A 13,300-nucleotide genomic window follows, 5' to 3' on the forward strand; every position below is an offset into this window, starting at 1 on the left:
TCGGTGTGTCGTCTGCGGGTTGGTTGTGGCTGGTCGCGCAGTTCCCCGCGCCCCTGTGAGTCCCCCCGTTGCCTTCGGCATGGGGGGACTCACAGCGTTTACTGGGCCGCGAACTTCTCGCTCACCTCGTCGTACACGCCCTTGGCCACCTTGCCCAGGCGCGGGCCCGCCAGCCAGCCTGCCCTCACCGGGCCGATCGAGGTGTTGGAGACCAGGGCCGGGTCGCCGTCCGCGCCCGTGGCGATCCAGCCGCCGCCGGAGGAGCCCCCGGTCATGGTGCAGCCGATGCGGTACATCGTCGGGTCGGCCTTGACGATCGACAGGCGGCCCGGCCTGTCCTGGCACTGGTACATCGTCTCGCCGTCGAACGGCGCCGCCGCCGGATAGCCCGTCGCCGTGATGCTCTCCACCCGCGACACGGCGGGCGCGTCGAAGTCCACCGGGAGGGCCGAACCGACCGTCTCCTCCAACGACTTGCTGTTGCCGCCCTTCTCCGGTGTCACATGGATGACCGCGAAGTCGTACGGTGCTCCGTCACCGCCCGTCGAACCGCCCTGCCCGATCCACTGGTCCGAGGTCCGTGCCCCGTCGGCCCACCAGACGCCATAGGGAGCGATCTGCGCGCGGGGGGCGTTCTCCACCTCGGCGCTCGACCTGCCCGCGTTGTTGTACGACGGCACGAAGGCGAGGTTGCGGTACCAGCCGCCCTTCTTGCCGGCGTGCACGCAGTGACCGGCCGTCCAGACGAGGTTCGACTTCCCGGGGTGAGCGGGGTCCTCCACCACGGTCGCCGAACAGACCATCGTGCCTTCGGGGGCGTCGAAGAACACCTTGCCCGCCTCGGGCACGTTGGCGTGATAGGCGGGCGGCACGGCCTTGGCGTCCACCGCTGCCGGCGTCGGGTCGGTGACGCCCTGGTCGCCCGAGAGGTCGCCCGCGTCGACGCTCTTCTCCGGGTCGTCGGCGCCCCGCATCCGGTCCGTGTTCCACAGACCCTCGATGATGGGATTGACGTAGTCCTCGGCCTCGCGCAGCCAGTCGTCCTTGTCCCAGTTCTTCCAGGCGCCGTTCTTCCACTTGTCGATGTCGATCCCGTGCTCTTTGAGCTTGTCCCTGAGCCCGTCCGGGATCGTGACCTTTCCGGTGCCGGCACCGGCACCGTCGTCGGCCGCGGAGGAAGAGGCTTCCCCGCCGGCTTCGGAGTTCCCGGAACCCGAGCCGCAGGCGGTGGCGGTGAGCGCGAGCGCCAGAGCGAGGCCGACGGCGGCCGGCGCGGAGGAGGTTCTGCGGCGCCCACCGTTCCCGTGGCGGGTGATGAAAGGTGGGCGTATGCGTCGCATGATCTGACTCCCCCTGGCGTGGTCCAACCCTGTGCTGTCCCCGCACGGCACCACACACTATGCGGTCGCTGTGGGGGACATCCGAGAGAACGGCAACGGTTTCGCTACGGGCGGCCTGATCTGCGGATCGTCTGTCGGCCCGCCGGTGTGACGCCTTGGCACGGCTGTTCCCGGAGTGCCGAGTCCGCCGTGCTGAGGCGAAGGCGTCGTCGCAGTAGGTCGCAGTAGGTCTCGCCGTAAGGATCTTGAGGCGACCCGTGACTCCTGGGGTGCGCCGGGTGTTGGTAACGGGAGCGGTGTATCGCCGAGTTGGCGGTTGGCGGTTGGCGGGGCGGCAGAGCAGTGGAGCAGCGGGGAGTTGGGGCGTTGGAGTTGCGGGAGTCCATGGACACGGGGGAGTGCACGGGCGCGCGCGGGGCGCACGAGGGGATTCTGCGGCGCCAGTCGGCGCGTGAATCGGCGGCACGCACCTATGCGCGCGCCCTGCCGATCGTGCCCGTACGGGCACGGGGGCTGACGATCGAGGGCGCCGACGGCCGCCGCTACCTCGACTGCCTGTCGGGCGCGGGGACACTGGCCCTGGGCCACAACCACCCCGTCGTACTGGAGGCGATCCGCAAGGTCCTCGACTCGGGGGCGCCGTTGCACGTCCTCGACCTGGCGACGCCCGTCAAGGACGCCTTCACCACCGAACTGTTCCGTACCCTGCCGCCCGGACTCGCCGACCACGCGCGCGTGCAGTTCTGCGGACCGGCCGGGACGGACGCGGTGGAGGCCGCCTTCAAGCTCGTGCGCGCCGCGACCGGCCGTACCGGCATGCTCGCCTTCACCGGCGCGTATCACGGCATGACCGCCGGTTCGCTCGGCGCGTCCGGCCATGCGACCGACGTCCAGGTCGCCCGGCTGCCCTTCCCCCAGGACTACCGCTGCCCCTTCGGGATGGGCGGTGCCCGGGGCGCCGAACTCGCCGCCCGCTGGACGGAGTCCGTCCTCGACGACACCAAGTCGGGGGTGCCGTTGCCTGCGGGCATGATCCTCGAACCCGTACAGGGCGAGGGCGGGGTGATTCCGGCGCCGGACCCCTGGATGCGGCGTATGCGACGGATCACCGAGTCCCACTCGATCCCGTTGATCGCCGACGAGATCCAGACCGGCGTCGGCCGTACCGGCAGGTTCTGGGCGGTGGAGCACAGCGGGGTCACCCCCGACGTGATGGTGCTGTCCAAGGCGATCGGCGGCAGCCTGCCGCTGGCCGTCGTGGTCTACCGCGACGACCTCGACGTCTGGGAACCCGGCGCCCACGCCGGCACGTTCCGCGGCAACCAACTTGCCATGGCAGCCGGCACGGCCACTCTGGCCTACGTACGCGAGCACGGACTCGCCGAACGCGCGGCCATCCTGGGCGCCCGTATGCTCACCCAACTCCGGCAGCTGGCAGCGGAGTTCCCGATCATCGGGGACGTGCGTGGACGAGGGCTGATGATCGGGGTCGAACTGGTCGAGCCGGGGGCGGAGCTTGGGCCGGGGGCCGCCACGGACTCCGTCGACGGGTACCGGGACGCCGACCCGGAGGTCTTCCCCGGGCCGGCCGACGGCGGGCCGCGTCCCGCAGCGCCGGAACTCGCCGCCGCCGTACAGCGGGAGTGCCTGCGACGGGGCCTGATCGTCGAACTCGGTGGACGCCGGGCGAGCGTTGTCCGCCTGCTGCCGCCGCTGACCATCAGCGACGAACAGGCCGTCGCGGTACTCGACCGGCTGGCCGACGCCGTGGCAGCGGTGTCTCGCGGTCACACCCACCTCGGCCGTCCCCGTGCCGGCCACTCCGAGCGAGCGGGCTAGCCAGACCCGACGCCCGCCAGTACCACCCCTGGCCCTAGCACCCCGGTTCGTATCCCCCCGCACGCGCACCCGGAAATATCCCGAGGACTGGTCTTGAACAGCACCCCCGTACCCGAAGGCCGTTCCCACATCGTCCCCGCGCGGGAGACGGTGCCCCGGCAGAAGGGAACAGCCGGCGGCGCCGAGTGGGCGCGCGGCGCCACGGCCGACCTGCTGGAACACCTGGATCCCCACACCGCCGCCCAGGCCGCCGCCACCGAGAACCTGCTGCGCTGCTGGGTGCGGGAGAACGACCTCACCGCACCCGAAGACGGCACCCTCCGCATCCCCCTCCCCACCAGCGGCACCGCCCTGCTAGCCCCGGTCCACTACTGGTCCCCGACCGGCTGGCACCGCTTCGGCCTCCCCCACCTGGCCGACGCCCCCGCAGGAGCACCGGCGGCGGACGCGGTCACCGTCGCGACGTTGCTCGCGCGAGAGGCGTACAACGGCCCGCAGCCGACTGTGGGCGGCGCAGACCCGGCGACCGAGGCGCCCCCGCTCCACGCGGGCGGCACGTCGGCGGCCGACGAGGCCCCCGCCGAAGCCCCCACCGAAGCCCCCACCCCGGCACCTCCCGTCTCCTCCGCCGCCTCCGTCCTGCCCCCCGACGCCGTCGACCTGGTCGCACGGGTCGCCGACTCGGTCCGACGGACCGCCACCTTCATCAGCGACCGTCGTGCACAGCCCGCAGACGGCCCCGACCTCTTTCTCTCCGCCGAACAGGCACTGCTGCTCGGCCACCCGATGCATCCGACCCCGAAGAGCCGTGAAGGGCTCGCCGAGGCCGAAGCCCGGCTCTACTCACCCGAGTTGCGCGGCTCCTTCCCCCTGCACTGGCTGGCGGTGGCCCCCTCCGTCCTCGCCACGGACTCCGCCTGGACCGAGCGAGGCCGCCCCATCCGCGCCGAGCAGCTCACCGCGCAGCTGATCGGCGCCGCACTGCCGCTGCCCGACGGCTACGCGGCTCTCCCGCTGCACCCCTGGCAGATCCGCGAGACCAGGCACCGCCCGCAGACCGCCGCCCTGTTCGAAGCCGGGCTGCTCCGCGACCTCTGCACCCACGGCTCCCCCTGGCACCCCACCTCCTCCGTGCGCACGGTCCACCGCTCGGGGGCCCCCGCGATGCTGAAGCTCTCGCTGGGGCTGCGCATCACCAACTCGCGGCGCGAGAACCTCCGCAAGGAACTCCACCGGGGCGTCGAGGTCCATCGACTGCTGCGCGGAGGTCTCGCCAAGCAGTGGCAGTCCACGCACCCGGGCTTCGACATCGTCCGCGATCCGGCCTGGCTCGCCGTCGACGACCCGGACGGCCGCCCGGTCCCCGGCCTCGACGTGATGATCCGGCACAACCCGTTCCACCCGGCGGACGACGTGTCCTGCATCGCCGGTCTGGTCTCGCCCAGGCCCCACGCGCAGGCGGGCAGCGCGGTCGGCCCGCTCCTGCGGTCCCGGCTGGCCGAGGTCGTCACACGTCTCGCCGGGAAAACGGGCCGCCCGCGCGGTGCCGTCGCCACCGAGTGGTTCCTGCGCTACCTGGAGCAGGTCGTCCGGCCCGTGCTCTGGCTGGACAGCGAGGCGGGCATCGCCCTGGAGGCCCACCAGCAGAACACCCTGCTCCTGCTGGACAGCGAGGGCTGGCCCAGGGGAGGCCGCTACCGCGACAACCAGGGGTACTACTTCCGCGAGTCCCGGCGCGGCGAACTCGACGCCCGGCTGCCGGGCATCGGCGAACAGAGCGACACGTTCGTCTCCGACGAGGTCACCGACGAACGCTTCGCCTACTACCTCGGCATCAACAACGTACTGGGCCTCATCGGCGCGTTCGGCTCCCAGCGCCTCGCCGACGAACAACTGCTGCTCGCCGCCTTCCGACGCTTCCTCGGTGACGTCGCCTCCGGCCCCGCCCGGCTGCGTACGACCCTGCCCGGCCGGCTGCTCGACTCACCCGTCCTGCGCTGCAAGGCCAACCTGCTCACCCGGCTCCACGGCCTCGACGAGCTGGTGGGCCCGGTCGACACCCAGTCCGTCTACGTCACCATCGCCAACCCCCTTCGTCCCTGACTCCGCCGACACCAGTGACGACACCGACTCCCTTTCACCCCCGAGGAACACCCCACACCCCATCTCCTGAGAGGAGCGTCCCGTGCCTTCTGCCGACGCGCGCACCGACGCCCGTACCGACCGCCGAACCACCTCGACCACCGAGAGCGACAGCGAGGCCACGCTGGAGCTGCGTCTGCCCGACGAGTTCCTCGCGCTGTACGCAGCCGCCGGCAACGCCGCGGACACCGTCCCCCCGACCGACGACGACCTCCTCGACCGCATCGGGGAATGGGGGCCGAGGAACACGCCCGCAGGCTCGTTCTGCCTCCAGCCCGTACGGATCGAGCGCGATCTCCCTCTCGTCGGGCGCTGGATAAACGACCCCACTGTCGCCACCTTCTGGGAACTCGCCGGCACCGAACGCGTGACCGAGGCCCATCTGCGGTCCCAGCTCGACGGTGACGGACGCAGCGTCCCCTGTCTCGGCGTGCTGGAGGGCACACCGATGAGCTACTGGGAGATCTACCGCGCCGACCTCGACCCACTGGCCCGGCACTATCCCGCCCGTCCCCACGACACCGGAGTGCACCTCCTGCTCGGCGGTGTCGCCGATCGCGGGCGTGGACTGGGCGGAGTCCTGCTCAGAGCCGTCGCCGACCTCGTACTCGACAACCGTCCTCGCTGCGGGCGCGTCGTCGCGGAACCCGACCTGCGCAACACCCCCTCCGTCTCGGCCTTTCTGAGCGCCGGATTCCGGTTCTCCGCCGAGCTCGACCTGCCCGCCAAACAGGCCGCCCTCATGGTCCGGGACCGGGGCCTGCGCGATGCGCTGTAGACCCCCTGTGCCACGCCCTGTCCCACCGTGCGCTCCCGGCTTGATCACCCGATTGTCAGTGCCGCCCCGTAGGGTGGTCGGGCTATGACGAAGCCCTCACTCCCCGAACTCCTGCATGCTGCCGTCACCGCTGTCGGCGGCACGGAGCGCCCCGGCCAGGTGACCATGGCCGAAGCCGTCGCGGAGGCGATCGACGACGGTTCCCATCTGCTGGTCCAGGCAGGCACCGGCACCGGAAAGTCGCTCGGCTACCTCGTACCCGCGCTCGCGCACGGGGAGCGGGTCGTCGTCGCGACCGCGACCCTCGCGCTGCAGCGCCAGCTCGTGGAGCGCGACCTGCCGCGCACGGTCGACGCCCTGCACCCCGTACTGCGCCGCCGCCCCGAGTTCGCGATGCTCAAGGGCAGATCGAACTACCTGTGCCTGCACCGCCTCCACGAGGGCGTTCCGCAGGACGAGGACGAGGGCCTCTTCGACCAGTTCGAGGCCGCGGCGCCCACCAGCAAGCTGGGCCAGGATCTGCTGCGCCTGCGCGAATGGTCCGACGAGACCGAGACCGGCGACCGTGACGGCCTCACCCCCGGCGTCTCCGACCGGGCCTGGGCGCAGGTCTCCGTCTCCTCCCGAGAGTGCCTGGGCGCCTCGAAGTGCGCGTACGGAGCCGAGTGCTTCGCCGAGATGGCCCGCGAGCGCGCCAAACTCGCGGAGGTGATCGTCACGAACCACGCGCTGCTGGCGATCGACGCCATCGAGGGCGCGCCCGTCCTCCCGCCGCACGAGGTGCTGATCGTCGACGAGGCGCACGAACTGGTCTCGCGGGTCACCGGAGTGGCCACGGGTGAGCTCACTCCGGGTCAGGTCAACCGTGCCGTGCGCCGGGCGGCGAAGCTCGTCAACGAGAAGGCCGCCGACCAGCTCCAGACGGCGGCCGAGGGTTTCGAGCGGGTGATGGAGCTGGCCCTGCCGGGCCGCCTGGAGGAGGTCCCCGAAGACCTCGGGTACGCGCTGATGGCACTGAGGGACGCCGCCCGCACGGTGATCTCCGCCATCGGCGCGACCCGTGACAAGTCCGTCCAGGACGAGGACGCGGTCCGCAAACAGGCGCTGGCCTCGGTGGAAAGCGTCCACGACGTCGCGGAGCGGATCGCGAACGGCTCCGAGTGGGACGTCGTCTGGTACGAGCGGCACGACCGTTTCGGTGCCTCACTGCGGGTCGCCCCGATGTCGGTGTCGGGCCTCCTCAGGGAGAAGCTCTTCACGGACCGCTCGGTGGTCCTGACCTCGGCGACACTCAAGCTGGGCGGCGACTTCAACGGCGTCGGCGCCTCCCTGGGCCTCGCCCCGGAGGGCACGGCGGGCGACGACCTGCCGCACTGGAAGGGCGTCGACGTTGGTTCGCCGTTCGACTACCCGAAGCAGGGCATCCTGTACGTCGCCAAGCACCTGGCCCGTCCCGCGCGCGACGGTGACCGCGGTGACATGCTCGATGAGCTGACGGAGCTGATCCAGGCGGCGGGCGGGCGCACGCTCGGCCTGTTCTCCTCGATGCGGGCGGCCCAGCTCGCCGCCGAGGAACTGCGTTCACGCATCCCGGAGTTCCCGATCCTCCTGCAGGGCGAGGAGACGCTCGGCGAGCTGATCAAGAACTTCGCGGCCGATCCGCGGACCTGTCTGTTCGGCACGCTGTCCCTCTGGCAGGGCGTCGACGTACCGGGCGCGAGCTGCCAGCTGGTCGTCATGGACAAGATCCCGTTCCCGCGCCCGGACGACCCGCTGATGAGCGCCCGCCAGAAGGCTGTCGAGGACGCAGGGGGCAACGGCTTCATGGCCGTCGCCGCCACCCATGCCGCCCTGCTCATGGCCCAGGGCGCCGGCCGCCTCGTACGGGCGACGGGGGACCGCGGTGTGGTCGCCGTACTGGACCAGCGCCTCGCCACGGCCCGCTACGGGAGCTATCTGAAGGCGTCCCTGCCGGACTTCTGGTACACCACCGACCCCAACGTGGTCCGGCGCTCGCTGGCCGCGATCGACGCCGTGGCGCAGCAGGCGGAGGCCACCGAGCCGGTCGTGGATGCGGCCGAGCAGGCGGAGGAGGCGTAGACACCACTGTGCCGGCCACCGACCGAGGTCGGTGGCCGGCACAGTGACGCACCTGGATACCTGGACAACACAGGGCCCCGGAACCGGCGCAGGGGTTCCGGGGCCCGGTCAGGGGCGGGGTCTCGACGACCCCGGCCTCCAGCCGCTCTCACAGGCGGCGGAGCACCGCCACCACCTTGCCGAGGATCGTCGCCTCGTCACCGGGGATCGGCTGGTACGCGGAGTTGTGCGGGAGGAGCCAGACATGGCCGTCCTCGCGCTTGAAACGCTTGACGGTGGCTTCGCCGTCCAGCATCGCGGCCACGACATCGCCGTTCTCGGCGACCGGCTGGCGGCGTACGGTGACCCAGTCGCCGTCGCAGATCGCGGCCTCGATCATCGAGTCACCGACGACCTTCAGCACGAACAGCTCTCCGTCACCCACCAGTTGGCGGGGGAGGGGGAACACGTCCTCGACCGATTCCTCGGCGAGGATGGGACCGCCGGCGGCGATACGGCCCACAAGGGGGACGTACGACGCGGCGGGCTTGCCCGCGGTGTCCGTGGGCTGCACGGAAGCCCCTTGGTCGGAACCGCGTACTTCATAGGCGCGCGGGCGATGCGGATCGCGGCGCAGGAATCCCTTGCGCTCCAGAGCCATGAGCTGGTGTGCGACCGATGAGGTACTGGAGAGGCCGACTGCCTGCCCGATCTCGCGCATCGACGGCGGGTAACCGCGTCGTTGCACGGAGTCCCTGATGACCTCGATCACGCGCCGTTGCCGGTCGGTGAGGCCCGAGCTGTCCGCTCGGATTCCTGGAGGTCGTCCAGGGAGGGACCGCTTGGGCCCCTCGGGATTCGTGGCTTCGTTCATCGCATGCACCGGCTCGAGTCGGCTCTGGGAGCGGTCCTGGGCAGTGATGGTGGCACTGTCAGCGGTGGTGGTCACGTCGGCCCCTCTCGATGGTCTCCCGTGCAGTGCAACGGTAGTTGCTTTCGAAAGGTTGCGCCAAACACACGTTCGAGTGAAAAATTGCTGATGGCCTGCCGCGATCAGATGTTTGGGTGTATGGCTCGCGTCGTGCCGGGCGGACAAAAGGGCTCCCTGTTGTACCCTTCACCGCCGGGGCGGCGACCTCGTGGGCCGGTGCTCAAGTCTGCCACCCGGATCCCCGTCAACCGGGAATCGGCCCTCCGTCGCGCGCGGTCCTCACCGTATCTCCGCATGCTCCCGAGCGATACGGCTGTGCCGGCTCGGGCCTGCCGTGAGGGTGTGGCCGTACGGCACCCGCCAATACTGGTGCGACACGCGCGTACGCGGTGGATGTACGGGCCAATCCCCACATCTAGTGGTTGGATTGCAGCAGTGGCCCAGAAGTTGTGGTCCCCGGGTCATCAACCCCTCAGGCATCACCTATGCTGGGGGCTGCTTCGAGGGGCTCAAGGGCCTTTACGAGGCTATTGAGTCTGCTGTGAGGGAGGGTTGGAGAACATGCACTGCCCCTTCTGCAGGCATCCCGACAGCCGTGTCGTCGACAGTCGTACGACCGACGACGGCACGTCCATCCGCAGGCGCCGCCAATGCCCTGACTGCTCCCGCCGGTTCACGACCGTCGAGACGTGCTCGCTCATGGTGGTCAAGCGGTCCGGAGTCACCGAACCGTTCAGTCGGACGAAGGTCATCAACGGCGTGCGCAAGGCATGCCAGGGACGGCCGGTCACCGAGGACGCGCTCGCCCAACTCGGCCAGCGGGTCGAGGAAGCGGTGCGGGCCACCGGAAGTGCCGAGCTGACCACCCACGACGTGGGGCTGGCCATGCTCGGCCCGTTGCAGGAACTCGACCTCGTCGCCTACCTGCGATTCGCGTCCGTCTACCGGGCGTTCGACTCGCTGGACGACTTCGAGGCCGCCATCGCGGAGCTCAGGGAAGCGCCGCGCAGCCCCGCCGTGGACGACGAAGACCCGGATGTGGGGCGCCAGGAAGAGCATCGCGGGTCCGGGGGGACTGCTCAGGTCCCCGTGCCCGCCAACGCCGCCGACTGACCGGCGGGCCGGATCCGGACAGTACGTGCGGACTTGGCCCCGGGGGCGGCGATCCAAAGACCTGTTGCGGACAGCATCGAGAGGTGCCCGCAGCGCAAGAAATACACCGTGTCATGGGAACAACGTGACACTTCTGGGCGTTTTGCCCGATACAGGGAGGCGGCATGACAGAGACGGCGAGCGGTCCGGCACGGAGTTCCCGAGCTAAGGGGACGAAGGTGGCCAAGGGCCTGCGCATCGAGCGGATCCACACCACCCCCGGCGTGCACCCGTACGACGAGGTCGAGTGGGCGAGCCGTGACGTCGTCATGACCAACTGGCGCGACGGCTCGATCAACTTTGAGCAGCGTGGCGTCGAGTTCCCCGACTTCTGGTCGGTGAACGCGGTCAACATCGTCACCAGCAAGTACTTCCGCGGTGCTGTCGGCACCCCGCAGCGCGAAGTGAGCCTCAAGCAGCTCATCGACCGCATCGTGAAGACGTACACGAAGGCCGGTGAGGACTACAAGTACTTCGCCTCCCCGGCCGACGCGGAGATCTTCGAGCACGAGCTGGCGTACGCCCTCCTGCACCAGATCTTCAGCTTCAACAGCCCCGTCTGGTTCAACGTCGGGACCCCCCAGCCCCAGCAGGTCTCGGCCTGCTTCATCCTGTCCGTCGACGACTCCATGGAGTCGATCCTCGACTGGTACAAGGAAGAGGGCATGATCTTCAAGGGCGGCTCGGGCGCCGGCCTGAACCTCTCCCGGATCCGCTCCTCCAAGGAGCTGCTCTCCTCCGGCGGCAACGCCTCCGGCCCGGTCTCCTTCATGCGCGGCGCGGACGCGTCGGCAGGAACGATCAAGTCGGGCGGCGCCACCCGCCGCGCGGCCAAGATGGTCATCCTCGACGTCGACCACCCCGACATCGAGGACTTCATCGAGACCAAGGTGAAGGAGGAGGAGAAGATCCGCGCCCTGCGCGACGCGGGCTTCGACATGGACCTGGGCGGCGACGACATCACGTCCGTCCAGTACCAGAACGCCAACAACTCGGTCCGTGTGAACGACACGTTCATGAAGGCGGTCGAGGCGGGCGGCAAGTTCGGGCTCACCTCCCGGATGACCGGCGAGGTCATCGAGGAGGTCGACGCCAAGACGCTCTTCCGCAAGATGGCGGTGGCGGCCTGGGCCTGCGCCGACCCGGGCATCCAGTACGACGACACGATCAACCGCTGGCACACCTGCCCGGAGTCCGGCCGTATCAACGGCTCGAACCCGTGCAGCGAGTACATGCACCTGGACAACACGTCCTGCAACCTCGCCTCGCTGAACCTGATGAAGTTCCTCAAGGACGACGGCAAGGGCCGCCAGTCCTTCGAGATCGACCGCTTCGCGAAGGTCGTCGAGCTCGTCATCACCGCGATGGACATCTCCATCTGCTTCGCCGACTTCCCCACGCAGAAGATCGGCGAGAACACGCGCGCGTTCCGCCAGCTCGGCATCGGCTACGCCAACCTCGGCGCCCTGCTGATGGCGACCGGTCACGCGTACGACTCCGAGGGCGGCCGTGCCCTGGCCGGTTCCATCACCTCCCTGATGACCGGCACGTCGTACCGCCGCTCCGCCGAACTCGCCGCGGTCGTCGGCCCGTACGACGGCTACGCCCGTAACGCGCAGCCGCATCTGCGGGTCATGAAGCAGCACGCCGACGAGAACGACAAGGCCGTCCGGATGGACGACCTGGACACCCCGATCTGGGCCGCCGCCACGGAGGCCTGGCAGGACGTCGTCCGCATCGGCGAGAAGAACGGCTTCCGCAACGCGCAGGCTTCCGTCATCGCCCCGACCGGCACCATCGGTCTCGCGATGTCCTGCGACACCACGGGTCTTGAGCCCGACCTCGCGCTGGTCAAGTTCAAGAAGCTCGTCGGCGGCGGCTCGATGCAGATCGTCAACGGCACGGTCCCGCAGGCCCTGCGTCGCCTGGGTTACCAGGAGGAGCAGATCGAGGCGATCGTCGCCCACATCGCCGAGCACGGCCATGTGATCGACGCCCCGGGCCTCAAGCACGAGCACTACGAGGTGTTCGACTGCGCCATGGGCGAGCGGACCATCTCCGCGATGGGCCACGTCCGGATGATGGCCGCGATCCAGCCCTGGATCTCCGGCGCCCTGTCCAAGACGGTCAACATGCCGGAGACGGCGACCGTCGAGGAGGTCGAGGAGATCTACTTCGAGGCCTGGAAGATGGGCGTCAAGGCGCTCGCGATCTACCGCGACAACTGCAAGGTCGGCCAGCCGCTCTCCGTCAAGAAGAAGGAGAACGAGAAGGCCGAGGTGACCGCGAAGACCGAGGCGACGATCCGTGAGGCCGTCGAGAAGGTCGTCGAGTACCGCCCGGTCCGCAAGCGCCTCCCGAAGGGCCGCCCCGGCATCACCACGTCCTTCACGGTCGGCGGCGCCGAGGGCTACATGACCGCCAACTCCTACCCGGACGACGGTCTCGGCGAGGTCTTCCTGAAGATGTCCAAGCAGGGTTCCACCCTCGCGGGCATGATGGACGCCTTCTCGATCGCCATCTCGGTGGGTCTGCAGTACGGCGTGCCGCTGGAGACGTACGTCTCGAAGTTCACGAACATGCGCTTCGAGCCGGCCGGGATGACGGACGACCCCGATGTCAGGATGGCCCAGTCGATCGTCGACTACATCTTCCGGCGCCTGGCGCTCGACTTCCTCCCCTTCGAGACGCGTTCCGCCCTCGGCATCCACTCCGCCGACGAGCGCCAGCGTCACCTGGAGACGGGCTCCTACGAGCCGTCCATCGACGACGAGGTCGACATCGAGGGTCTGGCCCAGTCGGCTCCCCGCGCCCAGGAACTGAAGGCCGTCGCGACGCCGAAGGCCGTGATCGCGGAGGTGCCGGAGCCCGCGCTGCAGCAGGTCCACACCAGTGCCGAACTGGTCGAGATGCAGCTGGGCATCCAGGCGGACGCCCCGCTGTGCTTCTCCTGCGGTACGAAGATGCAGCGGGCCGGGTCCTGCTACATCTGCGAGGGATGCGGGTCGACCAGCGGTTGCAGCTGACCGCGACATACGG

General features: G+C 69.8%; 8 protein-coding genes. 6 read left to right on the forward strand and 2 right to left on the reverse strand.

Annotated features, from left to right (window positions below; all coding sequences use genetic code 11):
• Positions 1–98: 98 nt before the first annotated feature.
• Positions 99–1,340, reverse strand: a complete 1,242-nt coding sequence (locus OG241_RS40880; protein ID WP_405822882.1) for a hypothetical protein — start codon at positions 1,338–1,340, stop codon at positions 99–101.
• A gap of 384 nt (positions 1,341–1,724) precedes the next feature.
• Here OG241_RS40880 and OG241_RS40885 point away from each other — a divergent pair, with 384 nt between their 5' ends.
• From OG241_RS40885 to OG241_RS40900, 4 genes are all read left to right on the forward strand, one after another.
• On the forward strand, positions 1,725–3,179 hold the full coding sequence (locus OG241_RS40885) for a diaminobutyrate--2-oxoglutarate transaminase family protein (RefSeq protein ID WP_405826714.1): 1,455 nt from the start codon (positions 1,725–1,727) through the stop codon (positions 3,177–3,179).
• Positions 3,180–3,272: 93 nt separating this feature from the next.
• Positions 3,273–5,282 carry an IucA/IucC family protein gene (locus OG241_RS40890; protein WP_405822884.1) on the forward strand — a complete coding sequence of 670 codons (2,010 nt, stop codon included), beginning with the start codon at positions 3,273–3,275 and terminating at the stop codon, positions 5,280–5,282.
• 82 nt (positions 5,283–5,364) lie between these two features.
• The gene (locus OG241_RS40895) at positions 5,365–6,099 is read left to right on the forward strand and encodes a GNAT family N-acetyltransferase (RefSeq protein ID WP_405822885.1); all 735 of its coding nucleotides are present in this window, start codon (positions 5,365–5,367) and stop codon (positions 6,097–6,099) included.
• 84 nt (positions 6,100–6,183) lie between these two features.
• The gene (locus OG241_RS40900) at positions 6,184–8,199 is read left to right on the forward strand and encodes an ATP-dependent DNA helicase (RefSeq protein ID WP_405822887.1); all 2,016 of its coding nucleotides are present in this window, start codon (positions 6,184–6,186) and stop codon (positions 8,197–8,199) included.
• Positions 8,200–8,347: 148 nt separating this feature from the next.
• Here OG241_RS40900 and lexA read toward each other — a convergent pair whose 3' ends face one another.
• Positions 8,348–9,127 carry a transcriptional repressor LexA gene (gene lexA / locus OG241_RS40905; protein ID WP_006378242.1) on the reverse strand — a complete coding sequence of 260 codons (780 nt, stop codon included), beginning with the start codon at positions 9,125–9,127 and terminating at the stop codon, positions 8,348–8,350.
• 543 nt (positions 9,128–9,670) lie between these two features.
• Here lexA and nrdR point away from each other — a divergent pair.
• Positions 9,671–10,222, forward strand: a complete 552-nt coding sequence (gene nrdR, locus OG241_RS40910; protein WP_405822889.1) for a transcriptional regulator NrdR — start codon at positions 9,671–9,673, stop codon at positions 10,220–10,222.
• A 164-nt stretch (positions 10,223–10,386) separates the two neighbouring features.
• Positions 10,387–13,287, forward strand: a complete 2,901-nt coding sequence (locus OG241_RS40915) for a vitamin B12-dependent ribonucleotide reductase (protein ID WP_405822891.1) — start codon at positions 10,387–10,389, stop codon at positions 13,285–13,287.
• The last annotated feature ends 13 nt before the right edge of the window (positions 13,288–13,300 follow it).

The organism is Streptomyces sp. NBC_01390 (assembly GCF_045040105.1).
Classification (GTDB): domain Bacteria; phylum Actinomycetota; class Actinomycetes; order Streptomycetales; family Streptomycetaceae; genus Streptomyces.